Here is a 25,471-nt window from a genome sequence, read left to right as displayed (position 1 = left end):
GGGCAATGTCAGAGCTGACCCTCACGGTCATGCGGCTGGGTTTCCTGGCCGTACTGTGGCTGTTCGTGATCGTGGCCGTGCAGGTCATCCGCAGCGACCTGTTCGGTACGCGCGTCACCCAGCGCGGCTCGCGCCGGGAGGCCGGCCGGGCCCAGCAGGCCCAGCGCCAGGCGCCCCCGCAGCAGCGCCAGCAGCCGGCCGCCGGGGGCCGCCAGCGCCGTAACGCCCCCACCAAGCTGGTCGTGTCCGAGGGCACCCTCACCGGCACCACCGTCGCGCTCCAGGGCCAGACCATCACCCTGGGCCGCGCGCACGACAGCACCATCGTGCTGGACGACGACTACGCCTCCAGCCGGCATGCCAGGATCTACCCGGACCGCGACGGCAACTGGATCGTCGAGGACCTGGGCTCGACCAACGGCACGTACCTCGACCGGAGCCGGCTGACGACTCCCACACCGATTCCGCTGGGCGCGCCGATCCGTATCGGCAAGACCGTCATCGAGCTGCGGAAGTAGTGCTACATCATGAATAGGCGCGAGCGGAGCGAGCACGCGGCGTGGGCCCCCACTCCGGGCCCCGGCGCGCTCCCGACCGGAGGGTGGGCACCGTGCGGATGTATCCGGAGCCGACGGGCGAGGTGCGCATGAGTCTGTCACTGCGCTTCGCCGCCGGATCGCACAAAGGCATGATCCGGGAGGGCAACGAGGACTCCGGATACGCCGGGCCCCGCCTGCTCGCCATCGCCGACGGCATGGGCGGCGCCGCCGCCGGCGAGGTCGCCTCCTCCGAGGCCATCTCCACCATCGTCGCCCTCGACGACGACGTCCCCGGCTCCGACGTCCTCACCTCCCTCGGCCACGCCGTCCAGCGCGCCAACGACCAGCTGCGCTCCATGGTCGAGGAGGACCCCCAGCTCGAAGGCATGGGCACCACGCTCACCGCCCTGCTGTGGACCGGCCAGCGCCTCGGCCTCGTCCACGTCGGCGACTCGCGCGCCTACCTGCTGCGCGACGGCGTCCTCACCCAGATCACCCAGGACCACACCTGGGTGCAGCGCCTGGTCGACGAGGGCCGCATCACCGAGGAAGAGGCCACCACCCACCCCCAACGCTCCCTGCTGATGCGGGCGTTGGGCAGCGGCGAGCATGTCGAGCCCGACCTGTCGATCCGCGAGGTCCGGGCCGGCGACCGCTATCTGATCTGCTCCGACGGCCTGTCCGGCGTGGTCTCCCACCAGACCCTCGAGGACACCCTCGCCAGCTACCAGGGGCCCCAGGAGACCGTGCAGCAGCTCATCGAGCTCGCGCTGCGCGGCGGCGGCCCCGACAACATCACCGTCATCGTCGCCGACGTCCTCGACCTCGACACCGGCGACACCCTCGCCGGCCAGCTCTCCGACCAGCCCGTCGTGGTCGGCGCGGTCGCCGAGAACCAGAACCACCTGCACGACAACGGCATCATGCAGACCCCCGCCGGCCGCGCCTCCGGCCTCGGCCGCCAGGTGCCCGGACAGGGCGGCGGCGGATACGGCCAGGCCGACTCCGGCGACACCACCGGCTACGTCCAGGCGGGCAGCTTCGGCGACTACAGCGACGACGACTTCGTCAAGCCCCGCAAGGGCGGCCGCTGGCTGAAGAGATCCTTCTACACCGTCCTCGCGCTCGCCGTCATCGGCGGCGGCCTGTACGGCGGCTGGCGCTGGACCCAGACCCAGTACTACGTCGGCGTCAACGGCGAACACGTGGCGCTGTACCGGGGCATCAGCCAGGACCTGGCATGGGTGTCGCTCTCGAAGGTGTCCAAGGACCACCCCGAGATCGAACTCAAGTACCTGCCCCCGTACCAGCAGAAGTCCGTCCAGGGCACCATCGCCGAGGGCGACCTGAAGACCGCCCAGAAGAAGATCGACGAACTGAGCGTCCAGGCCTCCGCGTGCAAGAAGGAAGCCGCGGCCGAGGCCACGGAGAGCGGGAAGAACTCCAAGACGGGTCAGGGCCAGGCCGGCGGCACCACGGGAACCACTCGGTCCTCCCTGACGTCAAAGGCCACACCGACCCCGACGACCACGTCCTCCCCGTCCCCGAACGCTTCCGCATCCCCGACCGCGCCCACTCCCACCCCCGGCCCCACTCTCTCGGACGAGGAGAAGCAGGTCGTCGGGAACTGCGGTACGCAGTAGGCAAGCCGTGAGAGGCCCTGTTACACGATGAGCGGTACTTCAGCCACGAACACGTCGACGCACCACACGTCCACGATCGGCGCGATCGGCGCACCGAGCCGCCGCAACACCGAGCTGGCACTGCTGGTGTTCGCCGTGCTCATCCCGGTCTTCGCGTACGCCAACGTGGGCCTGGCCATCGACGACCAGGTCCCGGCCGGGCTGCTGAGCTACGGCCTGGGCCTCGGCCTGCTGGCCGGCGTCGCCCACCTCGTCGTCCGCAAGTTCGCCCCCTACGCGGACCCGCTGATGCTGCCCCTGGCCACCCTGCTCAACGGCCTCGGGCTCGTCGCGATCTGGCGCCTCGACCAGTCGAAACTGCTCCAGTCCATCGGCCAGGCCGGCGGCAAGGCGACCAACCAGCTGATCTACACCGCGATGGGCATCGCCCTCTTCGCCGTCGTCCTGATCTTCCTCAAGGACCACCGCACGCTCCAGCGCTACACCTACATCTCCATGGCCGGCGCGCTGGTCCTGCTGCTCCTCCCGCTCGTCCCCGGTCTCGGCGCCGAACTCACGTACGGAGCCAAGATCTGGATCCAGGTCGGCAGCTTCACCATCCAGCCCGGAGAGTTCGCCAAGATCGTCCTCGCGGTCTTCTTCGCCGGGTACCTCATGGTCAAGCGCGACGCGCTCGCCCTCGCCAGCCGCCGCTTCATGGGCCTGTACCTGCCGCGCGGCCGCGACCTCGGGCCGATCATCGTCGTCTGGATGATCTCGATCCTCATCCTGGTCTTCGAGACCGACCTCGGCACCTCGCTGCTGTTCTTCGGAATGTTCGTCATCATGCTGTACGTCGCCACCGAGCGGACCAGCTGGATCGTCTTCGGTCTGCTGATGTCCGGCGCCGGCGCCGTCGGTGTGGCCAGCTTCGAACCGCACGTCCAGACGCGTGTCCAGGCCTGGCTCAACCCGATGCACGAGTACACGCTCAGCCGCACCCCCGGCGCCACCGGCGTCCACTCCGAGCAGGCCATGCAGGCCCTGTGGGCGTTCGGCTCCGGCGGCACCCTCGGCACCGGCTGGGGCCAGGGCCACTCCGAGCTGATCCGCTTCGCCGCCAACTCCGACTTCATCTTCGCCACCTTCGGCGAGGAACTGGGCCTGGCCGGCGTCATGGCGATCCTGCTGATCTACGGCCTGGTCGTGGAACGCGGCGTGCGCACCGCCCTCGCCGCCCGCGACCCGTTCGGCAAGCTCCTCGCCGTCGGCCTGTCCGGTGCCTTCGCGCTCCAGGTCTTCGTCGTCGCCGGCGGTGTGATGGGCCTCATCCCGCTCACCGGTATGACGATGCCCTTCCTGGCGTACGGCGGCTCCTCCGTCATCGCCAACTGGGCCCTGATCGGCATCCTCATCAGGATCAGCGACACCGCACGCCGCCCGGCGCCCGCCCCCGCCCCCAGCCCCGACGCCGAGATGACCCAGGTGGTCCGCCCGTCATGAACAAGCCCCTGCGCCGGATCGCGATCTTCTGCGGCCTCCTGGTCCTCGCCCTGCTCATCCGCGACAACTGGCTCCAGTACGTCAAGGCCGACGCGCTCCGGGAGGACCCGGACAACCGCCGTGTGCTGATCGCCCGGTACGCCACCCCCCGCGGCGACATCATCGTCGACGGCAAGTCGATCACCGGGCACGCCGAGACCACGTCCGGCGACTTCAAGTACAAGCGCACCTACAAGGACGGCGCGATGTGGGCGCCGGTCACCGGCTTCGTCTCGCAGTCCTACGGCGCCACCCAGCTGGAGTCCATCGAGGACGGCATCCTCACCGGCAACGACGACCGGCTCTTCTTCCGCAACACCCTCGACATGCTCACCGGCAAGCCGAAGGAGGGCGGCAACGTCGTCACCACCCTCAACGCGGCCGCCCAGAAGGCCGCCTACGACGGTCTGAAGAAGCAGGGCGGCAAGGGCGCGGTCGCCGCCATCGAGCCCTCCACCGGCAAGATCCTCGCGCTCGCCTCCTACCCGTCGTACGACCCCTCTTCGATCGCCGGCGGCAGCAACGCCGACGCCGAGGCCTGGAAGAAGATCGACAAGAAGAACAACCCCGACGACCCCGCCCTGAACCGGGCCCTGCGCGAGGTCTACCCGCCCGGCTCCACCTTCAAGGTCGTCACCGCGGCGGCCGCCCTGGAGAACGGCCTCTACACAGAGGCGGACCAGAAGACCAAGTCGCCGCTGCCGTGGACCATGCCGGGCACCACGACCCAGCTGAAGAACGAGGGCAACATCCCCTGCGAGAACGCCACCATGCGGGTCGCGCTCCAGTACTCCTGCAACACCGTCTTCGGCAAGATCGGCTCCGACCTCGGCAACGAGAAGATGCTGGAAGAGGCCAAGAAGTTCGGCTTCGACGAGCAGCAGTTCGTCCCCGTGCGCTCCAGCGCCTCCGTCTTCTCCGACGACATGAACCCCTCGGAGACCGCGCTGTCCTCGATCGGTCAGTTCAACACCGCCGCGACCCCGCTCCAGATGGCCATGGTCGCCTCGGCCGTCGCCAACAACGGCACCCTGATGAAGCCGTACATGGTCGACTCCCTCCAGGCCCCGAACCTCGACACCCTCGAGAAGACCGAGCCGGAGAAGATGAGCGAGCCGCTGTCCGCGCAGAACGCGCAGATCCTCCAGTCGATGATGGAGACCGTCGTCAAGGACGGCACCGGCAAGACCGCCCAGATCCAGGGCGTCACCGTCGGCGGCAAGACCGGTACCGCCCAGCACGGCGAGAACAACAGCAAGAACCCGTACGCCTGGTTCATCTCGTACGCCAAGGTCGGCGACAGCGCGCCGGTCGCGGTGGCCGTGGTCGTCCAGGACGACAACGCGGTCCGCGAGAACATCTCCGGCAGCGGTCTCGCGGCCCCCATCGCCAAGAGCGTCATGGAGGCGGTCATCGACTCCAAGAAGTGACCCCGCTCACGTCCCCTTCACATCGGTGCACGTTGCGATACCGGTCCTGTATCGGGTGACGCACTTGGCCAGGTCACACAAAGCAAGCCGGGTACGGTAGGCCCGGAGTGCAGCCTCCGACGGCACACACGTGCCGGTCGGGACCGACGGAGAGGGCTGGTAGGAAGCTATGGAAGAGCCGCGTCGCCTCGGCGGCCGGTACGAGCTGGGCCAGGTGCTCGGCCGTGGTGGCATGGCGGAGGTCTACCTCGCCATGGACACGCGCCTCGGCCGCACGGTGGCGGTGAAGACGCTGCGCGCGGACCTCGCGCGCGACCCGTCCTTCCAGGCCCGGTTCCGCCGGGAGGCCCAGTCGGCCGCCTCGCTCAACCATCCCGCGATCGTGGCGGTCTACGACACGGGCGAGGACTACATCGACGGGGTCTCGATCCCGTACATCGTCATGGAGTACGTCGACGGCTCCACGCTCCGCGAACTGCTGCACTCCGGCCGCAAACTGCTGCCGGAGCGCTCCCTGGAGATGACGATCGGGATCCTCCAGGCACTGGAGTACTCCCACCGCAGCGGCATCGTGCACCGGGACATCAAGCCGGCCAACGTCATGCTCACGCGCAACGGCCAGGTCAAGGTCATGGACTTCGGCATCGCCCGCGCCATGGGCGACTCCGGCATGACCATGACCCAGACCTCCGCGGTGATCGGCACCGCCCAGTACCTCTCCCCGGAGCAGGCCAAGGGCGAACAGGTCGACGCACGCTCCGACCTCTACTCCACCGGCTGTCTCCTCTACGAACTGCTGACGGTACGGCCGCCCTTCGTGGGCGACTCCCCGGTGGCCGTCGCGTACCAGCACGTACGCGAGGAGGCCCAGCCGCCGTCGGTCTTCGACCCCGAGATCACGCCCGAGATGGACGCGATCGTGCTGCGGGCCCTCGTCAAGGACCCCAACTACCGCTACCAGTCCGCCGACGAGATGCGCCTCGACATCGAGGCCTGCCTCGACGGCCAGCCGGTCGCGGCCACCGCGGCCATGGGCTCGGTGGGCTACGGCGGCTACCCCGACGACCAGGCAACCACGGCCCTGCGCTCCGACGCGGGCGCCACCACCATGCTGCCGCCGATGAGCCCGGACGACGGCGGCTTCGGCTACGACGACCGCCCCGACCGGCGCCGCCAGAAGAAGTCGAACACCTCGACGATCCTGCTGGTGGTGGCGGGCATCCTGGTGCTCGTCGGCGCGATCCTGATCGGCAAGTGGATCTTCAGCGGTGGCGGGGGCGCAGGCAACGACCAGGTGGACGTGCCCAACATCGTCAACCAGTCGCAGGCCGACGCCACCAGACAGCTGACCAACATCGACCTGAAGGTCGGCCAAGTCACGCAGAAGGCCTGTGAGGACGCGGCCAAGGGCAACATCTGCGAGCAGAACCCGACGGCCGGCACCAAGGTCGACAAGAACACCGCCGTCGACATCGTGGTGTCCACCGGGGCCCCGAAGGTGGCCGTCCCCAGCGTCCTGGGCCAGGACGTCGACAAGGCCACGGAGACGCTGGAAGGCGACAAGTACGGGTTCGTCGTCAAGACCAAGCAGGAGGAGTCCGCCGAGAAACCGGGCACCGTCCTGGCTCAGGACCCGAAACTCGGCGCGGAGGTGGAGAAGGGCTCCACCATCACCCTGACCATCGCCAAGGCCGAGGAGAAGTCCACGGTCCCGGACGTGACAGGCCGCTCCTGTGACGACGCCAAGGCCCAGATGCAGGCGAACAACCTCGTCGGCAACTGCACCGAGGTCGAGACCGAGGACACCAACCAGATCGGCAAGGTCATCGCGACCTCGCCGCAGGCCGGCACCCAGGTCGACAAGAACTCGTCGGTCAACATCCAGATCGGCAAGCCGGCGGAGAAGACCGAGGTCCCGCAGGTCGTCGGCCAGACGGTCGGTCAGGCCAAGCAGACCCTCAAGAACGCCGGCTTCAACAACATCCAGTTCGCGAACGGCAGCGACCAGAGCGACAACGCCTTCGTCGTCCAGCAGAACCCGGGCGGCGGCACCGAGGTCAACGACCCGGGAAGCACCCAGATCGTCCTGGCCACCGTGAGCGCCGGAGGCGGCAACAACGGCGGCAACAACGGCGGCGGAGGCTTTTTCGGAGGCGGCAACGGCTAGCCGTAGGGCAAGGAACGGAAGAGCCCCGGCCCCCTCAGTGGGGGCCGGGGCTCTTGCGTTCAGTGGTTACCGCAGTTCCTTCGGCAGCGTCCGCTCGCTGTCCACCTTCTCCGTCCGCACCAGTTCCCCCCACACCACGTACCGGTACCGCGACGTGTACACCGGCGTGCACGTCGTCAGGGTGATGTAGTGGCCGGCCTTCTTCTTGCCGGACTCCTTGGGGATCTGGCCGAGGACGTCGACGTTGTACTTCGAGGTCTCCGAGAGGATGGCGTAGACCTTGTAGACGTACCACTCGTCCTTGGTCTCGAAGACGATCGGATCGCCCTCTTTGAGCTTGTCGATGTTGTGGAACTTCGCCCCGTGACCGTCCCGGTGCGCGGCGAGGGAGAAGTTGCCGGTCTTGTCGCTGGTGGGAAGCGTGGCCTTCACCGGGTCGGTGTAGTAGCCGGCCACACCGTCGTTGAGGATCTTGGTCGACGTGCCCTTCTCGACCAGGACCTCGCCGTTCCTCATCGCGGGGACATGCAGGAACCCGATGCCGTTCTTGGTGTCCAGCGCGCCCGGACCCGTGTCCCGGCCCTCCATCCAGCTGTCGCGCACCTTGTCGGCCTGCTTGTCGGCCTGCCGGTCGGCGACGACGTTCGTCCACCACAGCGAGTAGACGACGAACAGACCCAGCACCAGGCCCGCCGTGATGAGGAGTTCACCGAAGACGCTCACCGCCATGGCGATCCGCCCGGTGCCACGACGGCGCGGCGCGGACGGGCCGGTGTGCTGCTCTTGCTGCTCCGTGGTCGCTGCCACTAGTCATCTGCCCTTACTGGACGAGCGCATTCGGCTTGCCCTTGCTGCGCGGCCGTTCCTCGACCATCTTGCCCCAGACGATCAACCGGTACTTGCTGGTGAACTCCGGCGTGCACGTGGTGAGGGTGATGTACCGGCCGGGCCCGGTGAAGCCGGAACCCTTCGGGACGGGATCGATCACGCTCGTGTTGCTCGGCGCCGTCACCGGCAGCGTCGACGTCATCTTGTAGACGTAGTACTCGTCCTGCGTCTCGACGATGATCGCGTCACCCGGACTGAGCCTGTTGATGTAACGGAAGGGCTCACCATGCGTGTTGCGATGCCCGGCGAGCGCGAAGTTGCCGGTCTTGGCGTCCGGCATCGCCGTCTTCAGGGCACCCTCGCCGTAATGCCCGACCATGCCCTTGTCGAGCACCTTCTTGTTGCTGACGCCCTCCGCGATCGGCACGACCACGTCCAGCTTGGGAATGTGCAGGAGGGCAAAACCCTGACCCGGCTCGAACGTGCCCGGGGCACCCTTCCCGCTCGCCCAGTCGTTCTGGAGGCTGCTCGCCTCCCGGTCCGCCGCCGCGTGCGCCCGCACGTTGGTCCACCACAACTGGTAGCTGACGAACAGCAGCATCAGCACACCGGTGGTGATGAACACCTCGCCGATCGCCCGGCTCGCGACGACCGCCGCGCCCGGTTTGCGCGCCTTCGCCTGCCGACGGGCCTCCACCCGCGAGAGGGGTCTTCCGTCCGAAGGCTCCTGCTCCGGCTGCACCTCGGCGGCAGCGGCCCCACCATGACGCCCACGACGGCCCTTGGCGGCCTTTCTGCGGGCCGCACGGCCGCCCTGTGGGGATCCAGTGGCGGATGTGACGGAAGAGGCCTCAGAAGCGGATATGGGAGGCGGCGGATCCGGTATCCGCAACGCCACCGTCTCGTCATCAGCCGGCGGCACATACGGCGAGGGATCACCCCCGTAAGCATCACCGCCGTAGGACGCGTACGACGCGTCGCCGTACAAGTCCTCGCGCTCGGGGCGCAGCGCCGTCACGCCGTGGCCCTGCCCACCACCGGGGCGAGCCCCGCCGACCTCGCCACCGCGCCCTGATCCCCGCACTCCACCAGCCAGTTGGCCAGCATCAGGTGCCCGTGCTCGGTCAGCACCGACTCCGGGTGGAACTGCACGCCCTCGACCGCCAGTTCACGGTGCCGCAGCCCCATGACGATCCCGTCCTGCGTCCGCGCGGTGACCTCCAGCTCGGCCGGAACCGTCGTCGGCTCCGCCGCCAGCGAGTGGTACCTGGTTGCCGTGAACGGCGTCGGAAGGCCCGCGAAGACCCCCCGCCCCTCGTGCTCGACCAGAGACGTCTTGCCGTGCAGCAGCTCGGGCGCACGGTTCACGACCCCGCCGTAGGCCACCTGCATCGACTGCATGCCCAGACACACACCGAACACCGGCACCCCCGTCGAGGCGCAGTGGCGGACCATGTCCACACACACGCCCGCCTCCTCCGGCGTCCCGGGCCCCGGCGACAGCAGCACTCCGTCGAACCCGTCCTGGGCGTGCGCCGTCGACACCTCGTCGTTGCGCAGCACCTCGCACTCGGCGCCCAGCTGGTACAGGTACTGGACCAGGTTGAAGACAAAGCTGTCGTAGTTGTCGACGACGAGAATGCGCGCGCTCACTGGTTGTCCACCGTCACATCGTTGAAGGGCAGCAGCGGTTCGGCCCACGGAAAGACGTACTGGAACAGGACATAGACCACAGCAACGACCAGCACGAGTGAGAGCAGCGCCTTCACCCATGCGTTCCCCGGCAGATGCCGCCAGATCCAGCCGTACATGCCGTCCCTTCCGTCGCACCACGGCACCACACTCACGCCGTACCGCACCAGACTAACGGCGCAGGGCAGCAGGCTTGCCGTCCTCCACAGGCTGTGTGGAGTCCAGATGTGCCCAGACGATCAGCCGGTGACTGTGTCCCCACTCCGGATCGCACGTGGTCAGCGTGAGATAGCGGCCGGGCCGCGTGTACCCGGAAGTACGTGGCACAGGATCGATCACCTCAATGTCAGTGGGAACTGTTTTGTAAGGCCCTTTGTCGATCCGATACGTGAACCAGGTCGTCCCGTCCGTCAGCACGACCGCGTCCCCACGCCGCAACCTCGGGAAGTCCTTGAACGGATCCCCGTACGTCCGCCGGTGCCCGGCAACCGAGAAGTTGCCCTCCTGCCCCAGCCGCGCGGTGTTCGCGTAATGCCCCAGCCCCTTCTTCAGGGTGCCGACCTCGGTGCCCTCGAGCACGGGCTTGTTCCACGTGAAACCAAGCCGCGGAATGTACATGATCGCGAAAGGCCGGCCCTTGCGGTACGGCGCCGGCTCGGCCGGAGCAGCGGACGCACCCGCCGCCGCCTGCGGCTGCCGCACACTCCCCTGGGACCACTGACTCTGCAACTGGTCGATCTGGCGATCCATCACGGTGTCGGCCTTCACACCGGTCCAGAACAGCACGTAGGCGACAAACAACACGATCAGGGCACCGACAGTGATGCACAACTCGCTGACGGCCCTGACGAAGACTCGCACCGACAGCCCCCCGGCACTTACTCCACTGGCTTGGCGTACTGCAGGTCCACTGTGCCCGAATAGCCGGGAAGAGTCACCGTGCCGTCGTCCTCGACCTTCCAGCCCAGGCCGTAGACATTGACGTAGACCATGTAGTTCTGGATCGCCTTCGAATCCGCGAGCGCCTGCTTCAGCTTCCCCGGATCACCCACCGCCTGGATCTTGTACGGCGGCGAGTACACCCGGCCCTGGAGGATCAGCGTGTTGCCGACGCAGCGCACCGCACTCGTCGAGATCAGCCGCTGATCCATGACCTTGATCCCCTGGGCACCCCCCTTCCACAGCGCGTTGACCACGGCCTGAAGGTCCTGCTGGTGGATGACCAGATAGTCGGGCTGCGGCTCGGGATAGCCCGGCAGCTTCGCGGTGGCGTTCGGCGGGGCGTCGTCGAGGGTGACCGTGACCGCCTTGCCCTTGATCCGCTGCGTACCCGCCCTGTGCTCCAGAGCCGCCAGCTTCTCGTCCTCGGCCTTCGTGCTGCCGTCGTCCCGCTCCGCCAGCGACTCCACGTCCCGGCGCAGCGAGCCGTTGGCCTCGTCCAGCAGGCCGTTCTTGTGACTGCGCTCCTGGATCAGGTCCGACAGCTTCAGCAGGGAGGCGTCCGTGCGGATGTCGGTGCCCTTGGCCGTGTTGAAGCTCGTGAAGAAGATCAGCCCCGCGAGAGCGAAGACGGCCACCGTGAGCACTCTCACCGGCCGGAAACCCCGCCTGCGGACAGGACTGGATCCGGACTGGGGGGAGTCGGCAGAATTGCTCAACGTACCCTTATCTCCTTCGGCGCCGCGGAAGCACTACGCTAACGGACGCCCGGGGGAGCGCTAAGAGTCCCCTTGTACGCTGCCCGGAGCCCGACCAGTTACCTGCGCGGCCACGCAGCGCATCGACAGGAGAGACCCTCGTGCCGAAGTCACGTATCCGCAAGAAGGCCGACTACACGCCGCCGCCGGCGAAGCAGGCGACCGCCATCAAGCTGAACAGCCGCGCCTGGGTCGCCCCCGTGATGCTGGCCATGTTCCTCATCGGGCTTGCCTGGATCGTCGTCTTCTATGTGACCGACGGCTCGCTGCCCATCGACGCCCTGGACAACTGGAACATCGTCGTGGGCTTCGGCTTCATCGCGGCCGGATTCGCCGTCTCCACCCAGTGGAAGTAGCTCTGCCCACGGGTATCCGCTGAGTTATCCACAGACTGGAGCAGTATCCACAGGGCCTGGGGAAAAGACTACGATCTGTGGATAACTCATCGAGTGTTGACGCCGGTGCGACCATCACACCAGCCCCGGCGAGCCACTTCGCCCCCTGCCTGACCTGCGGAAACACGGGTCAGCGACAGGGGGCACAGCTGTTCCCGCACTGTATGCACAAGATCCGCCACTCGCTGTGGACAACGTGCAGCTCAGGTCAGCTGCGCGGTCCTCACCAGGACCATGACCACGACGACCAGCAGGACCACCGCGCAGGTGCCGTACTGCACCAGCGCCCGCCGCTCGCGCGGGGCGTGGACCATGCCGTAGCCCGTGACGAGCCCGGCGACGAGGCCGCCGATGTGGGCCTGCCAGGAGATGCTGCTCCAGCCGAAGGTGAAGATCAGGTTGATCACCAGGAGCGCGATGATCGGCCGCAGGTCGTAGTTGAGCTTGCGCATCAGGACGGCGGTCGCGCCGAAGAGGCCGAAGATGGCTCCGGAGGCACCGAGGGTCTGGGTGGCCGGGCCGGCCAGCAGATAGGCGAGCCCGCTGCCCGCGAGCCCTGAGACGAAGTAGACGGCGAGGTACCGGGCGCGGCCGAGGGCGGCTTCGAGGGGGCCGCCGAGCCACCACAGGCTGAGCATGTTGAAGCCGATGTGCCAGATCTGCTGGTGCGCGAACATCGAGGTGACCAGGCGGTAGTACTGCCCGTCGGCGACGCCCACGTGGAGCGGGAAGGGCGGCGGCGGATAGGCGCCGACGAGGCTGAGGTCGGCCGCGAGGGACGCGTTGGCCTGGATGGCGATGAAGACCGCGAGGTTGATCCCGATGAGGATCTTGGTGAACAGCCGCGGGTCGGCGGTGACGCTGCCGCCCGCGATGGTGCGGGGTCTGGCGGCGGCCGGGGCGGGTCCGCTGCCGCCGCCGTCGCGTACGCACTCGGGGCACTGGAAGCCGACGGAGGCGCTGACCATGCACTCGGGGCAGATGGGGCGTTCGCAGCGGGTGCAGCGGATGCCGGTCTCGCGGTCCGGGTGCCGGTAGCAGCCGGGCAGGCTGTGGGCCTGCGGTGTGCTGTCCGCCTCCTGGTTCATGGCATCCCCTCGTCGCCCTGTGTGGTCGTGGCGCGTGCGCCGCCCCGCTCGTCCTTACGGTTGAGCGGGGCGTTTGGTTCCCTGCGCGGGGGTACTCCGATGACTCAGCGGGTTTCGACGACGACCGATTCGATGACGACGTCGTCGACCGGCCGGTCGTTGGGGCGGCTGGTCTTGACGGCGGCGATGGCGTCGACGACCTTCTGGCTGGCGGGGTCGGTGACCTCGCCGAAGATCGTGTGCTTGCGGTTCAGCCAGGCCGTCGGGGAGACGGTGATGAAGAACTGCGAGCCGTTGGTACCGGGGCCGGCGTTGGCCATGGCGAGGAGGTAGGGCTTGTTGAAGCCGAGGTCGGGGTGGAACTCGTCCTCGAACTCGTAACCGGGGCCGCCGATGCCGGTGCCGAGGGGGTCGCCGCCCTGAATCATGAAGCCGCTGATGACACGGTGGAAGATCGTGCCGTCGTACAGCTTCTTGGTGGACTTCTCGCCGGTACCGGGGTGCGTCCACTCGCGCTCGCCCTGGGCGAGTTCGACGAAGTTCTTGACGGTCTTCGGGGCGTGGTTCGGCAGGAGCCGGACTTCGATGTCGCCGTGGTTCGTCTTGAGGGTGGCGTAGAGCTGCTCGGCCACGATCTGCCTTCCGTTGTCTTCCTGTGCCCGACCGATCCTCGCACGGATCCGGTCGAGCAGGGTCCGGGCGGGGGCGCTGGGCGGCGATCCGTGGCATTGTCGTCGACAAGCTCCTGTTGCCACGTATTCATCCGCTATTGATCCGGATGCCCGCCCTCAGGTGCCGGGCTGGGTTCCGACAGGCATGATCCGTAAAAGGGTGGAAAGTCGAATTACCGTACGCCACCGAGGAGGAGGATCCCGTGACCCGCATCGACAGCGTGCGCGCCGCGACCGGCTCGGCGAAGGACAGCGTGCTGCACGCCGCGGAAGTGGTGGCGCCCTACGCCGACACGGCCAAGGACAAGGCTTCGCAGTATGCGACCGAGGCGCGTGTACGGCTCGCGCCGAAGGTCTCCCAGGCCGCCGAGCAGGCTCGTGTCCAGTACGGCGCCCACGTCGCGCCACGTCTGGAGCAGGCCCGCACGCATGTTCCACCGAAGGTCGACCAGGCGGCCCACGAGGCTGCCGTTCGTACGCGCAAGGCGGCTCGTCAGGCCGCCGACTATTCCCGTCCGAAGATCGAGCAGGCCGTCGCGGTGGCCGTTCCGGTCGCCGGTGAGGCCACGGCACGGAGTGCGGCGGCGCTTGCCGCTCTGCGTGGCCAGGTCTCGCCCAAGGAGGTCCGCAAGCTGGTCCGCAAGCACGAGCGGCGGGCTCGCGCCGGCCGGCTCGCCAAGGCGCTCGCGGTTGCGGGCCTGGTGGCGGGAGGTGCTTTCGCCGCGTGGAAGTGGTGGGACAAGCAGGCCAATCCTGACTGGCTGGTCGAGCCCCCCGCTGCCACCGAGGTGCCCGAGTCGGGCCGGCTGACGTCGGTCGACGGCACGGGCCAGTCGGTTCTGGACCCGGAGGTCCAGGCGAAGGAGGCCGAGGAGGACGCGGCGAAGAAGGACGAGGGGCGCTGAGCCACGGCCCAGGGCGCTGAGGACGAGGAAGGGCGCTGACGCCGTTCCGGCGGCGTGTATCAGGGGTGGGGCGGGGAGTTCTCCGCCCCACCCTCATGTTCACCCGACGGGGTGGCGGGAGCGGCGGGGCGGCTCCGGCGGTGCCGGGGTGCGTCACAGTCGCGGGGTCATGCCCTGCGACCGTCTCGTGGCGGTCTCCCGACCGGATGGACCGCCCTCCTCATGAAGTCCGCCGCAGTGCCGAGGTCCGCGCGTCGCGGGCTGCTCGCCCTGGCCGCCGTCCTCTTGCTTCTGGTGTCTGCGTGCACCGAGCGCGCCCCGGCCCCTGAGCCCGCCGCCGCCTCGGCGTACGGCGCGTATGTCGGTTACGAGCCCTCGGACACGGCACGGCTGATGGCGCTCGGCGCCTGGCTGGGCGGGCCCCCGCCCCGGGTGGGGCATGTGTATCTGCCGGGTGACCGCTGGAGCAACATCGAGGGCGCTCCGGGATATCTGGAGTCCTGGGCGGCATGGCGGCGGGCCGATCCGCGGCGGATCTTCGTCCTGAACGTGCCGATGCTGGAGCGCAGCGAGGCCCATCTTCCCGACGGCACGGTCGCGTCCGAGCTCCGGCGCGGGGCGAGTGGCGGGTACGACGCGCATTTCCGTGTCCTGGCCGGCCGGCTGATGGCCCTGGGCGTCCCGGACACGGTGGTCGTGCTGGGCTGGGAGATGAACGGCACGACGTACACGCATCGCTGTGGCCCGGACCCGGCGGCGTGGAGGTCGTACTGGGCGCGGATCGTGCGGGTGATGCGTGCGGTGCCCGGTCAGCGCTTCCGTTTCGAGTTCACACCGACCCGGGGCCGTGACGCGATTCCGTGGCCACGCTGCTACCCGGGCGACGAGGTCGTGGACATCGTCGGCATGGACGCCTACGACGCCCCGCGGGGCCTGGATTTCTCCGGCCAGCTGGACGAGCCGTACGGTTTGCGAGCGCATGTCCGTTTCGCTCGCGCTCACGGAAAGCCGTTCTCGTATCAGGAGTGGGGGCTCTTCGAGAACGGGGACAACCCGGCGTACCTGCGCGGCATGCTCACGTGGTTCGCGGAGCAGCGCCCCCTCTACCAGTCGATCAGCGACTACTGCCCGCACGGCGTGTGGTCCTGCCGTTCCCATCCGAGGTCGACGGCGGTGTACCGCGCGCTGATGGGCGCGGGGAGGTCGTAGCGGGCCCGCGCGCACAGAAAACCCCTCCGCCCGCGTTTCCGCAGGTCGGAGGGGTTTTCGAGGAGTGGAGCCTAGGGGAGTCGAACCCCTGACATCTGCCATGCAAAGACAGCGCTCTACCAACTGAGCTAAGGCCCCGGGAAGAGGGACGTCCGCCGGATGTACCGCTGCCGGTGGGCGCCGCAGACCAGAGTACCGGGTCATCCCCGGTATTCCGCAAAAAGATTGGGGGTCCCCGCGAACGACCACTCTCCGTAAGATGCTCGGCGTGGTTCGCTGTCGCGAACCGCGGTTTTTTGGGGAAGCGATGGGGAGACGCACATGGACGCCGCACAGCAGGAAGCGACCGCGAGAGCGCGGGAGCTTCAGCGGAACTGGTACGGGGAGCCGCTGGGGGCGCTGTTCCGCAAGCTCATAGAGGACTTGGGCCTCAACCAGGCTCGTCTCGCGGGGGTGCTGGGGCTGTCCGCGCCGATGCTGTCCCAGCTGATGAGCGGTCAGCGGGCGAAGATCGGGAATCCCGCCGTGGTCCAGCGGGTGCAGTTGCTCCAGGACCTGGCGGGACAGGTCGCCGACGGCAGCGTGAGCGCAGCCGAGGCGACCGAGCGGATGGACGAGATCAAGAAGTCGCAGGGGGGCTCGGTGCTCAGCAACACCACGACCACGACCAGCAGTTCGGGTGCGCCGACGGTCAAGCGGGTGGTCCGTGAGATCCAGTCGCTGCTGCGCTCGGTCGCCGCCGCCGGAGACATCATCGATGCGGCCGACACTCTCGCCCCGACCCACCCGGAGCTGGCAGAGTTCCTCCGGGTCTACGGTGCCGGCCGTACCTCGGACGCCGTCACGCACTACCAGTCCCACCAGAACTGAGCCGTCCGCCCGGCCGCCGAAGGGGGTTCGGCAGCCGGGCGGGTGGCCGTACTGGTGTGACGGGGGGCGCGAGGGGGTCGCGCTCCTCACCGGGGGTGACACACGGGGGTGTGTCGGCCGCCGGGGAGACGAGGAACACGGGGCCGTATCTCTCATTGGGGAGGCCACGAGGGGTCGATTCACTCATCGAGGGGCAGGCAAGGGGGACAGCCGCAGGGGGAGGAGCGACGCGCAGTCATGGGTGAGGTGTTCGCGGGCCGGTACGAACTGGCCGATCCGATCGGACGCGGCGGTGTGGGCGCCGTCTGGCGTGCCTGGGACCACCGGCGCCGCCGCTATGTGGCCGCGAAGGTTCTGCTCCAGAGCGACGCGCACTCCCTGCTGCGCTTCGTCCGCGAGCAGGCGCTGCGGATCGATCACCCCCATGTCCTCGCGCCGGCCAGCTGGGCCGCGGACGACGACAAGGTGCTGTTCACCATGGACCTGGTCTCCGGCGGCTCCCTGGTCCATCTGATCGGGGACTACGGCCCGCTGCCGCCGGTGTTCGTCTGCACACTGCTCGACCAGCTCCTCGCGGGGCTGGCCGCGGTGCATGCCGAGGGCGTGGTCCACCGGGACATCAAGCCGGCCAACATCCTGCTGGAGGCGACCGGTACCGGGCGGCCCCGGCTGCGGCTGTCCGACTTCGGCATCGCGATGCGGCTGGGCGAGCCGCGGCTGACCGAGACCAACCTGGTCGTGGGCACGCCCGGTTATCTCGCCCCCGAGCAGATGCTGGGCGCCGAACCGGACTTCCCCGCCGACCTGTTCGCGGTGGGCCTGGTCGCGCTGTACCTCCTGGAGGGCGCCAAGCCCGACGCCAAGGCACTCATCCAGTACTTCGCCTCACACGGCACTCCGAGCGCGCCCCAGAGCGTGCCCGAACCGCTCTGGCAGGTCGTGGCCTCCCTCCTCCAACCGGACCCTCAGGCTCGCTTCCGCACCGCCACGGGGGCACGCAAGGCCCTCGCCGCCGCCCGGGAGCTCCTCCCGGAGCCCGGCCCCGAGGACGACCCCATCGAGATCTTCGACCAACTCGGCCCCCTGCCAACTGGTTTCGCCCCCGAGGGCCCCCTCAAGCAGGCACCGGGGGTGGACCCGCGCAGGGCGGGGATCGGGGGGGCCGGGTCGGGGTCGGGAGCTGGGTCTGGGTCGGGGTCCGGGTCCGGGTTCAGGTCGGGGTCCGGGTTCGGGTCGGGAGCTGGGTCCGGGGGAGGGACGGGGTTCCGGGTGGTCGGCGAGGGCGGCCGCCGGGGGGCGGTCGGGGGCGGGCTGCCTTACGGGAGTGGGGAGTTGATCGGGGGTGGGCCGCCCTACGGCAGTGGGGGGTCCGAAGGGGACGGGCCGCCCTACGGCAGTGGGGGGTCGTCGGAGAACTGGTCGGCGGCTGCGGGGCCTTACGGAGGCGAGGGGTCCTCCGGGGACGAGGGCGTGCCCAGGAGCGGGGGACCGTCCTCGTCCGAGGACCGGTCGGCGTCCGAGGGCGGGGCGGTGATCGGGAACGGTGGGCCGCACGAGGGCTGGGCCTGGTCCGGAAGCGGAGCTGGGGCCGGGGTGCCGTCCGAGAACTGGGCGGGGCCGGGTGGAGGGGCTCATCGCGGGGGCGGTGAGCAGGACGGAGTGTCTTCCGGGGGCGTTCGCGAAGGCGGGGAGGCTTTCGGCGCCGGTGGAGGAGAAGGGGGAGCGGGGGAAGCGGGGGGCCCTTCCTGGCCGGGTCACACGGCCGGCGCTGACCCCGGAGCTGCGGAGGGAGCAACTCCCTGGCCCGGCCAGTGGAGCGGGGCGGGCTCCCTGCCCGGCGAGTCCAACGGGGCGGGCCCCCTGTCCGGTGAGTCGAATGGGGCGTCCTCCTGGTTCGGGGAGGGCAGCGGCGGCTCCCCGCAGCCGCGCGGAGCCGGGAACGACGCCTCCTCGTGGCCCGGCGGAGGAAACCGGCAGACCTCCTCCCACCCCGGTGAGATGGGCGGGCCGGCATCTCGACCCGCTGAGAGAAGCGACCCGTCCTGGCCCGGTACAGCAGACCCGCAAGCCCACTCCGGGGCAGCGACACCGGAGCCTGGGCCCGGAGAAGCGAACCCTTGGACTCCGCCCGGGCAAGCCGACCCCGGCGCACACTCCGGGGCCTACTGGCCCACGCACCCCACCCCTCCCGCCCCCACGACGCCCCCCTCGATGTCGGGGCCCGGCAGCTTCCCTCAGCCCCACCCCGCCTACGTCTCCCCCCATGACCCGACACCCCCCACTCACGTCCTGCCCTCCCCTCACCCCCCACGTCTCCCCCAGCACCAGCCCCCCGCTGACGCCTCCACTGCTTCGTACACCGCTCAGACCCCGCAGGTTCCGCCTCCCGCCAGGGCCATGACCCGCGCACGCCGAAGCGGCCCACCCGCAAAGGTGGCGATCCCGCTGCTGCTCCTGGCCCTGGCCTGCTACGCCGTGGGTTTCTGGGCCCTGGCCCAGATCTGAGAACCAGGCACGCCACGAAGAGATGGCTCGCACGCCACGAAGAGAACGTGTCCCGAGCAGGCCGCCCCACCTGAGTGAGCCCCCCTCAGCGTCCCCGCCTACACCCCGGCAGCCCTCCGCCGCCCCACCACAACCCACACCCCGAGAACCCCCAACACCAAGGTCCCCGCCCCGATCCCCCCGAAGGCGGCCACCTTCATGCCGACGCTCCCGTGTCCGCTCCCGCTCACACCGCCACCCCCGTCGCCCGGAGCGGCGTCATCCCCCGACGAGGAGCCGGGACCGGCCTGGAACAGCCCCGCCGGCTCGGACTCCCCCGCATAGCCCGGCCCGTCCTCCGGCTCCCCCTTCACCCGTACGCGCAGCGTCAGCCCGAGCGGCCCGTCGCCGAACTCCTCGCCCACCCGTGCGGCGAGATGCACCACGAGGTAGTAGGCCCCGGCGAACCGCATCCCGCTCACCCGCCCGGAGACGGCGTACCGGTTGTCGTACCCCACCGGCGGGACGGCGGGGAGCGCACCGGACCGCTGGCTGCCGCTGTAACTGATGCTGGTGTCGTCGACGAGGCCGCGCACGGGGTTGTACAGCGCCAGGTTCACGGCCCCCGGCACCAGGCCCTTCCCGCTCACCCCGCCGGCGCCCGCCTCCGCGCTGCTGATCTCGGCCGTGGCGTACACCTGCTGGCCCCAGCCGACCGGCACCTCGTAGAAGAGCGTCTGTCCGGGCCGTACGTCGTCCCGCCAGACCCCTTGCTCCAGCGCGGTGGCCGAGCCGAACCCCCCGCCGCCCCGCACCGACACGGCCCCGCCGCCGGGAGGGGAGGGCGTGGCGGAGTCCCAGGACTCGGGCGCCTCGCCGGCCGAACCGGTCTGCCGCAACTTCGGTTCCCGTACCGGCGCCAGTTCCAGGTCCCAGTCGCCCGGCACGGACTCGGTGCGCAGGACCCGCTCGACGGCGACGTAGTACGTCCCGGCGCCCCGGCACAGCGAGCGCTTCGACGGGAGCGTCCGCGCGCCCCATGCGGTGAGGGGACGTGGGCTGCGGCCTGCGCCGATGGTGGCGGTGTCCGGCGCGGAGCAGAATCGGCCGTCGGTGTCCTGCACGGTCACCCTGACGCCTTCCGTGGCGGTGACCGGGGTGTCCGCCGCGGGTACGGCGGTGGCGGCGACGTACACGCTGGAGGTGCTGTCGAGGTCGAGGCGGTAGTAGACCTTGCCCTCGCTCGGGAGCGAACTCCGGTACGTGGTGCCGGGTTCGAGGAGTTCGGCGTCGCCGGTGCTCACCGTGCCCGCCACCGACGGCGCGCCCGCAGCGAAGACATACGAGGGGGCCGTAGCGGAGGAGGAAGGAGAAGAGGAGGGGGAGGGGGAGGCCGCATGGACCGGAGCCCCGGGTACTCCGGCCACGGCACCCAGCACCGCTCCCACCACGGCCACCCGCCACCACGCCGTACGCCGCCCCATGCCGCGCCACCCCTCCGTACCCGCGCCCGAGCCCCAACGACCGGCCGGGACCGCCCGTACGACGGCCGAGCGACCCACGCACCGACCGAGCCGCGCAACCATCCACGCAGCGATCCACGCACCGACCGTGGCCCATCCTGCCCCGCAGCGCCGCCGCCCACCCCCGCAATCCGTACGGCCGTCCGAAACCCCCCTGCGACCGGCTCCGGACAACACAAAACCCCGACCGCAACACGGCCGGGGTCTGCTCAGAATCGAATCTCGGTACTCACGAACCCGTGGGCACGGAGTCAGTCGCCTCCGTCCACAGATCCTGCTCGGCGCGATCCGCCTGGATCTGGCGGTACACGAGGAGCCCGCCGATGGCGGCCAGTGCGACCAGGAGAAGCTTCTTCACCGCGCGACCTCGTCTTTCGTTGACGTAGGGGACCTCTGGCGCCCGACTATACACACCGACCGATACCGATCGGTGACCTGCGTCGGGGCCTCAACTGCCGCCCGGGCCAGCCCAGTACAAGCGGAGCAGGCACCTCCGATCAGAGGGTGATCACATCTCCACGCAGGGTCACTTCGGCCCCTTAATGTCGATTCTCCTCTTTTTCGACCTACTTGCACCCATCCGTGTGGTGTTCATCTGAAGATCGACGCGCCACAGGCTCCGGTCCGTGCTTTCGCGGCGCCCATACACATCATGAGGAAAGTACGCAAATCGCCTCAGCCCGAAAGTGAGGGACCATGGCCCAGAACAAGGTCATGAACCTGTGGACCGCCGTCATCACCGCCGTCCTCGCGCTGTTCACGGCGCTCGGACTCATCACGACGACCGCAGCCGCGGCCGTACCGCAGACCCAGCCGGCCCGCAACAGCGCGGTGACGCACCCGGAGCCCCTGGCGGCAGCCCAAGGGAACGCACTCTGGTCCTACGCCAAGGCCCTGCCACCCACGATGAAGCAGCGCATCCGCGCCGAGGCCCACGGCAAGACCCCCAGCTGCCGCCACCGCTCCCCCGCGGACACGGAGACCACGGCGGACCCGGCCGCCGAACCAGCCGACTGTGTCTGAGACCACGCCCGTACCGCGCCGTACCGGAGTGCACCCACAAACGCCGAAGACCCCCAACCGGATCCGGCTGAAGGTCTTCGAGTCTGGTGGGGCTAACAGGATTTGAACCTGTGGCCTCATCCTTATCAGGGATGCGCTCTAACCAACTGAGCTATAGCCCCGCCGCGCTTTGCGGGGTGTGTCCCGCGCGCTGACTCCTGAAGATTAGCGCACGACGTGGGCAGTCCCAAAATCGGTTCCTTCAGGACCGCCCCCACGGAATTGAAGCCAGGTAGGAAGCCGGGTCACTCGTCTTCGGCCAGCGTCAGCTCGACGCCGCCGACGAAGCCCGCGGAGAGGTTGTAGATGAACGCGCCGAGGGTCGCGAGAGCCGTCGCGAGGACGACGTCGATGACCGCGATGATCGACGTGAACATCAGGACGTTCGGCAGGGAGAGAAATGCCTGGAGGTCGAAGCCGTTCGACTCGTTCGAGCCGGTCGCCTCGGAGATCGTCCCGCCGACCGTCGAGAAGACGCCCATCGCGTCCATGACCATCCACAGCACGGCGGCCGCGACGATCGTGCAGATGCCGAGTGCGATGGAGAGCAGGAAGCTGACTTTCATGACGGACCACGGGTCGGCCTTGGCCACCCGCAGACGTGCTTTGCGTGTACGGGGCACGGTGCGCGCCCCGGTCCGCGGGCGCCGTACGGCACCGGCCGGGGCGGCCTGTGTCGGGTAGGCCTGCGGCGGGTGATACGGACCGGACTGCTGCTGCGGCTGCCGTTCCCCCGGCAGCGGAGAAGGCGAAGCCTGAGCCGCGGGCTGCGGCTGGGCCGCCGCCTGGGGCGGTGCGGCGGGCGCCGTCGGCCGGGCCGGCGGCTGGGTGTCCGTCACAGGTCCCCCCTGGGATCCATGAGTCTCGGGCGAGCGCGGCGGGGTCGAGGCCGGCTTGATCGCCTTGAGCTGAGTCGTGTGCGTGTCCGCGGTGTGCGGTTCTGTCGGATGCGGGGTGGTGCCGCGCGTGTCTGCTCCGCGCGCCTCCGGGCCCCGTGCGTCCGCCGCACGCGCGGCGGAGCCACGGCCGCCGCCGTCGGCCTCCGTGCCGGGGGTGGACCCCGTAGAGGTTCCGGTCGATCCGGCGCCCGTGGCTCCGCTCACGATGACTCTCTCCTCGTGCTACTCGGCCGAGGGCGACTCACCCTCGTCCGTGCCGATGGTCTCGGCGGCACCCTCGGCGGTCTCGTCGTCGGCCACATCGCCGTCGACCTCCTCCGCCTCGCGTCCCGCCTCGGCGTTACGAGCGATGCCGACGACGGCATCGCGCTTGCCCAGATTGATCAGTTGGACGCCCATGGTGTCACGGCCCGTCTCCCTGACTCCGCTGACTCGCGTACGAATCACACCGCCGGACAGCGTGATGGCGAGGATCTCGTCGGTCTCCTCGACCACCAGCGCTCCGACGAGCGATCCGCGGTCCTCCACGATCTTGGCGGCCTTGATGCCGAGGCCGCCGCGACCCTGGACGCGGTACTCGTCGACAGGGGTGCGCTTCGCGTACCCGCCGTCCGTAGCAGTGAACACGAACGTACCGGGTCGAACAACATTCATCGAGAGCAGCTCGTCGCCCTCGCGGAAGCTCATGCCCTTCACACCCGAGGTCGCGCGGCCCATGGGACGCAGGGTGTCGTCCGAGGCCGTGAACCTGATCGACTGGGCTTTCTTGCTGATCAGAAGCAGATCGCTGTCGGCCGAGACCAGTTCGGCGCCGATCAGTTCATCGTCCGAACCGTCCTCGCGCTCCCGCAGGTTGATGGCGATGACGCCACCGGAACGCGGAGAGTCGTAATCCTTCAGTGACGTCTTCTTGACCAGACCCGCCTTGGTGGCGAGCACCAGGTAGGGCGCCGCGTCGTAGTCGCGGATCGCGAGGATCTCGGCGATCGCCTCGTCCGGCTGGAAGGCCAGCAGGTTGGCGACGTGCTGTCCGCGCGCGTCCCGGCCGGCGTCCGGCAGCTCGTACGCCTTCGCCCGGTACACACGGCCCTTGTTGGTGAAGAACAGCAGCCAGTGGTGGGTGGTGGACACGAAGAAGTGGTCGACGATGTCGTCTTCCTTGAGCTTCGTGCCGCGCACGCCCTTGCCGCCGCGCTTCTGGGCGCGGTAGTCGACGGTCTTGGTGCGCTTGACGTACCCGCCGCGCGTGACCGTGACGACGATGTCCTCCTCGGCGATGAGGTCCTCGATGGACATGTCGCCGTCGTAGGGCACCAGCATGGTCTTGCGGTCGTCGCCGTACTTCTCGACGATCGCGGCGAGTTCGGCGCTCACGATGCCGCGCTGGCGGACCGGCGAGGCCAGGATCTCGTTGTACTCGGTGATCTTCGCCTGGAGTTCGTCGTGTTCCTGGATGATCTTCTGGCGCTCCAGGGCGGCGAGGCGGCGCAGCTGCATCTCGAGGATGGCGTTGGCCTGGATCTCGTCGATCTGGAGGAGGTCCATCAGGCCGGTGCGCGCGATGTCGACCGTGTCGCTGGCCCGGATCAGCGCGATGACCTCGTCGATGGCGTCCAGGGCCTTCAGGAGGCCGCGCAGGATGTGCGCCCGCTCCTCGGCCTTGCGCAGCCTGAAGCGCGTACGGCGGACGATGACCTCGATCTGGTGCGCCACCCAGTGCCGGATGAACGCGTCCAGGGAGAGGGTCCTCGGCACGCCGTCGACGAGCGCCAGCATGTTGGCGCCGAAGTTCGACTGGAGGTCCGTGTGCTTGTAGAGGTTGTTGAGGACCACCTTGGCGACCGCGTCGCGCTTGAGCACGATCACGAGCCGCTGGCCCGTGCGCGACGACGTCTCGTCACGGACGTCCGCGATGCCGCCGACCTTGCCGTCCTTCACCAGGTCGGCGATCTTCTGCGCGAGGTTGTCGGGGTTGGTCTGGTACGGCAGTTCCGTGACCACCAGGCACTGGCGGTTCTGGATCTCCTCGACCTCGACGACCGCGCGCATGGTGATCGAGCCACGGCCGGTGCGGTACGCCTCCTCGATGCCCTTGCGGCCGACCACCAGGGCGCCGGTCGGGAAGTCGGGGCCCTTGATGCGCTCCATGAGGGCGTCGAGGAGCTCCTCGTGGGAGGCCTCGGGGTTCTCCAGGTACCACTGGGCGCCGGCCGCGACCTCGCGCAGGTTGTGCGGCGGGATGTTGGTGGCCATGCCGACCGCGATACCGGCGGAGCCGTTGATCAGCAGGTTCGGGAAGCGGGCCGGCAGGACGGTCGGCTCCTGGGAGCGGCCGTCGTAGTTGTCCGTGAAGTCGACGGTCTCCTCGTCGATGTCCCGGACCATCTCCATGGACAGCGGCGCCATCTTGCACTCGGTGTACCGCATGGCGGCCGCCGGGTCGTTGCCCGGGGAGCCGAAGTTGCCGTTGGAGTCCACCAGCGGCATCCGCATCGACCACGGCTGGGCGAGGCGCACCAGGGCGTCGTAGATCGAGGAGTCGCCGTGCGGGTGGTAGTTGCCCATGACGTCGCCGACCACGCGCGCGCACTTGTAGAAGCCGCGCTCGGGGCGGTAGCCGCCGTCGTACATGGCGTACAGGACGCGGCGGTGGACGGGCTTGAGTCCGTCCCGGACGTCGGGCAGCGCGCGGGACACGATGACGGACATCGCGTAGTCGAGGTACGAACGCTGCATCTCCGTCTCGAGCCCGACGGGCTCGACACGCTGAGCGATGACGCCGCCCTCTTCAGAGGTGACAGGAGTGTTCTCGTCGGCCATTGCGGGTGAAGATCCTTCCTGGTGCGGT

The 25,471-nt window shown here is 69.2% G+C and carries 22 protein-coding genes, 2 tRNA genes and 1 pseudogene; 11 read left to right on the top strand and 14 right to left on the bottom strand.

What is annotated here, in order from left to right:
* Positions 1-5: 5 nt before the first annotated feature.
* From H295_RS0104725 to pknB, 5 genes are all read left to right on the top strand, one after another.
* Positions 6-518, top strand: a complete 513-nt coding sequence (locus H295_RS0104725; protein WP_020134183.1) for an FHA domain-containing protein FhaB/FipA — start codon at positions 6-8, stop codon at positions 516-518.
* Between the two features lie 98 nt (positions 519-616).
* Positions 617-2,182, top strand: a complete 1,566-nt coding sequence (locus H295_RS0104720) for a Stp1/IreP family PP2C-type Ser/Thr phosphatase (RefSeq protein ID WP_043217110.1) — start codon at positions 617-619, stop codon at positions 2,180-2,182.
* Positions 2,183-2,209: 27 nt separating this feature from the next.
* Positions 2,210-3,664, top strand: coding sequence for an FtsW/RodA/SpoVE family cell cycle protein (locus H295_RS0104715; RefSeq protein ID WP_020134181.1), 1,455 nt, complete (start codon positions 2,210-2,212; stop codon positions 3,662-3,664).
* Positions 3,661-5,133 (top strand): peptidoglycan D,D-transpeptidase FtsI family protein, encoded by a 1,473-nt coding sequence (locus tag H295_RS0104710; protein WP_020134180.1) that lies wholly within the window; start codon positions 3,661-3,663, stop codon positions 5,131-5,133. The genes H295_RS0104715 and H295_RS0104710 overlap by 4 nt, the downstream gene beginning before the upstream one ends.
* Positions 5,134-5,302: 169 nt before the next feature.
* On the top strand, positions 5,303-7,300 hold the full coding sequence (gene pknB, locus H295_RS0104705; RefSeq protein ID WP_020134179.1) for a Stk1 family PASTA domain-containing Ser/Thr kinase: 1,998 nt from the start codon (positions 5,303-5,305) through the stop codon (positions 7,298-7,300).
* 66 nt (positions 7,301-7,366) lie between these two features.
* On the opposite strand, the gene H295_RS0104700 is transcribed toward pknB, so the two are convergent.
* The 6 genes from H295_RS0104700 to H295_RS0104675 are packed head-to-tail and all read right to left on the bottom strand — an operon-like array spanning position 7,367 to position 11,478.
* Entirely contained in the window at positions 7,367-8,107 is a 741-nt protein-coding gene (locus H295_RS0104700; protein WP_028809046.1) for a class E sortase, read from the bottom strand.
* Between the two features lie 13 nt (positions 8,108-8,120).
* Entirely contained in the window at positions 8,121-9,146 is a 1,026-nt protein-coding gene (locus H295_RS0104695) for a class E sortase (protein ID WP_028809045.1), read from the bottom strand.
* A complete protein-coding gene (locus tag H295_RS0104690) occupies positions 9,143-9,781 on the bottom strand; it encodes an aminodeoxychorismate/anthranilate synthase component II (protein ID WP_020134176.1) in 639 nt (212 codons plus the stop codon). The genes H295_RS0104695 and H295_RS0104690 overlap by 4 nt, the downstream gene beginning before the upstream one ends.
* Positions 9,778-9,939 carry a hypothetical protein gene (locus tag H295_RS45230; RefSeq protein ID WP_019324742.1) on the bottom strand — a complete coding sequence of 54 codons (162 nt, stop codon included), beginning with the start codon at positions 9,937-9,939 and terminating at the stop codon, positions 9,778-9,780. The genes H295_RS0104690 and H295_RS45230 overlap by 4 nt, the downstream gene beginning before the upstream one ends.
* A 52-nt stretch (positions 9,940-9,991) precedes the next feature.
* Positions 9,992-10,681, bottom strand: a complete 690-nt coding sequence (locus tag H295_RS0104680; protein ID WP_020134175.1) for a class E sortase — start codon at positions 10,679-10,681, stop codon at positions 9,992-9,994.
* A gap of 17 nt (positions 10,682-10,698) precedes the next feature.
* The gene (locus tag H295_RS0104675; protein WP_078616562.1) at positions 10,699-11,478 is read right to left on the bottom strand and encodes a DUF881 domain-containing protein; all 780 of its coding nucleotides are present in this window, start codon (positions 11,476-11,478) and stop codon (positions 10,699-10,701) included.
* A 140-nt stretch (positions 11,479-11,618) separates the two neighbouring features.
* Here H295_RS0104675 and crgA point away from each other — a divergent pair, with 140 nt between their 5' ends.
* Complete coding sequence (crgA, locus tag H295_RS0104670) at positions 11,619-11,873, top strand: cell division protein CrgA (RefSeq protein ID WP_007383302.1); 255 nt, start codon at positions 11,619-11,621, stop codon at positions 11,871-11,873.
* A 242-nt stretch (positions 11,874-12,115) separates the two neighbouring features.
* On the opposite strand, the gene H295_RS0104665 is transcribed toward crgA, so the two are convergent.
* On the bottom strand, positions 12,116-13,000 hold the full coding sequence (locus H295_RS0104665; RefSeq protein ID WP_020134173.1) for a rhomboid family intramembrane serine protease: 885 nt from the start codon (positions 12,998-13,000) through the stop codon (positions 12,116-12,118).
* Between the two features lie 104 nt (positions 13,001-13,104).
* Positions 13,105-13,632, bottom strand: a complete 528-nt coding sequence (locus tag H295_RS0104660; RefSeq protein WP_020134172.1) for a peptidylprolyl isomerase — start codon at positions 13,630-13,632, stop codon at positions 13,105-13,107.
* 242 nt (positions 13,633-13,874) lie between these two features.
* Here H295_RS0104660 and H295_RS0104655 point away from each other — a divergent pair, with 242 nt between their 5' ends.
* Together H295_RS0104655 and H295_RS0104650 are read left to right on the top strand one after the other, a co-directional pair.
* Positions 13,875-14,576, top strand: coding sequence for a DUF5324 family protein (locus H295_RS0104655; protein ID WP_020134171.1), 702 nt, complete (start codon positions 13,875-13,877; stop codon positions 14,574-14,576).
* Between the two features lie 222 nt (positions 14,577-14,798).
* Positions 14,799-15,785, top strand: a complete 987-nt coding sequence (locus H295_RS0104650) for a glycoside hydrolase family 26 protein (RefSeq protein WP_020134170.1) — start codon at positions 14,799-14,801, stop codon at positions 15,783-15,785.
* 65 nt (positions 15,786-15,850) lie between these two features.
* On the opposite strand, the gene H295_RS0104645 is transcribed toward H295_RS0104650, so the two are convergent.
* A tRNA-Ala gene (locus H295_RS0104645) sits at positions 15,851-15,923 on the bottom strand.
* A 183-nt stretch (positions 15,924-16,106) separates the two neighbouring features.
* Here H295_RS0104645 and H295_RS0104640 point away from each other — a divergent pair.
* The gene (locus H295_RS0104640) at positions 16,107-16,655 is read left to right on the top strand and encodes a helix-turn-helix domain-containing protein (RefSeq protein ID WP_020119478.1); all 549 of its coding nucleotides are present in this window, start codon (positions 16,107-16,109) and stop codon (positions 16,653-16,655) included.
* Between the two features lie 237 nt (positions 16,656-16,892).
* Positions 16,893-17,790 (top strand): annotated as a pseudogene (locus tag H295_RS48705) (serine/threonine-protein kinase); the annotation flags it as partial.
* A 1,468-nt stretch (positions 17,791-19,258) separates the two neighbouring features.
* Here H295_RS48705 and H295_RS0104630 read toward each other — a convergent pair.
* Positions 19,259-20,623, bottom strand: a complete 1,365-nt coding sequence (locus H295_RS0104630; protein WP_028809043.1) for a hypothetical protein — start codon at positions 20,621-20,623, stop codon at positions 19,259-19,261.
* Between the two features lie 268 nt (positions 20,624-20,891).
* On the bottom strand, positions 20,892-21,020 hold the full coding sequence (locus H295_RS45225) for a DLW-39 family protein (protein WP_003999697.1): 129 nt from the start codon (positions 21,018-21,020) through the stop codon (positions 20,892-20,894).
* A gap of 338 nt (positions 21,021-21,358) precedes the next feature.
* Here H295_RS45225 and H295_RS0104620 point away from each other — a divergent pair, with 338 nt between their 5' ends.
* On the top strand, positions 21,359-21,685 hold the full coding sequence (locus tag H295_RS0104620) for a DUF6344 domain-containing protein (RefSeq protein WP_020134167.1): 327 nt from the start codon (positions 21,359-21,361) through the stop codon (positions 21,683-21,685).
* Positions 21,686-21,769: 84 nt separating this feature from the next.
* Here the strand turns inward: H295_RS0104620 and H295_RS0104615 are convergent.
* The 3 genes from H295_RS0104615 to gyrA form a co-directional block, all read right to left on the bottom strand.
* Positions 21,770-21,846: transfer RNA gene (locus H295_RS0104615), tRNA-Ile, on the bottom strand.
* 123 nt (positions 21,847-21,969) lie between these two features.
* Positions 21,970-22,827 carry a DUF3566 domain-containing protein gene (locus tag H295_RS45220; protein WP_078616560.1) on the bottom strand — a complete coding sequence of 286 codons (858 nt, stop codon included), beginning with the start codon at positions 22,825-22,827 and terminating at the stop codon, positions 21,970-21,972.
* An 18-nt stretch (positions 22,828-22,845) separates the two neighbouring features.
* The gene (gene gyrA, locus H295_RS0104605) at positions 22,846-25,443 is read right to left on the bottom strand and encodes a DNA gyrase subunit A (protein WP_020134165.1); all 2,598 of its coding nucleotides are present in this window, start codon (positions 25,441-25,443) and stop codon (positions 22,846-22,848) included.
* Between the last annotated feature and the right edge of the window lie 28 nt (positions 25,444-25,471).

This window comes from Streptomyces sp. 351MFTsu5.1, assembly GCF_000383655.1.
GTDB lineage: Bacteria > Actinomycetota > Actinomycetes > Streptomycetales > Streptomycetaceae > Streptomyces > Streptomyces griseorubiginosus.
This window is presented reverse-complemented; position numbering and strand designations above follow the sequence as displayed.

Coding starts and splice junctions, on each gene's coding strand:
- H295_RS0104725 (WP_020134183.1), top strand. CDS start 6: ATGTCAGAGCTGACCCTCACGGTCATGCGGCTGGGTTTCCTGGCCGTA.
- H295_RS0104720 (WP_043217110.1), top strand. CDS start 617: ATGTATCCGGAGCCGACGGGCGAGGTGCGCATGAGTCTGTCACTGCGC.
- H295_RS0104715 (WP_020134181.1), top strand. CDS start 2,210: ATGAGCGGTACTTCAGCCACGAACACGTCGACGCACCACACGTCCACG.
- H295_RS0104710 (WP_020134180.1), top strand. CDS start 3,661: ATGAACAAGCCCCTGCGCCGGATCGCGATCTTCTGCGGCCTCCTGGTC.
- pknB (WP_020134179.1), top strand. CDS start 5,303: ATGGAAGAGCCGCGTCGCCTCGGCGGCCGGTACGAGCTGGGCCAGGTG.
- H295_RS45230 (WP_019324742.1), bottom strand. CDS start 9,939: ATGTACGGCTGGATCTGGCGGCATCTGCCGGGGAACGCATGGGTGAAG.
- H295_RS0104665 (WP_020134173.1), bottom strand. CDS start 13,000: ATGAACCAGGAGGCGGACAGCACACCGCAGGCCCACAGCCTGCCCGGC.
- H295_RS0104650 (WP_020134170.1), top strand. CDS start 14,799: ATGAAGTCCGCCGCAGTGCCGAGGTCCGCGCGTCGCGGGCTGCTCGCC.
- H295_RS0104640 (WP_020119478.1), top strand. CDS start 16,107: ATGGACGCCGCACAGCAGGAAGCGACCGCGAGAGCGCGGGAGCTTCAG.
- H295_RS0104630 (WP_028809043.1), bottom strand. CDS start 20,623: ATGGGGCGGCGTACGGCGTGGTGGCGGGTGGCCGTGGTGGGAGCGGTG.
- H295_RS0104620 (WP_020134167.1), top strand. CDS start 21,359: ATGGCCCAGAACAAGGTCATGAACCTGTGGACCGCCGTCATCACCGCC.
- gyrA (WP_020134165.1), bottom strand. CDS start 25,443: ATGGCCGACGAGAACACTCCTGTCACCTCTGAAGAGGGCGGCGTCATC.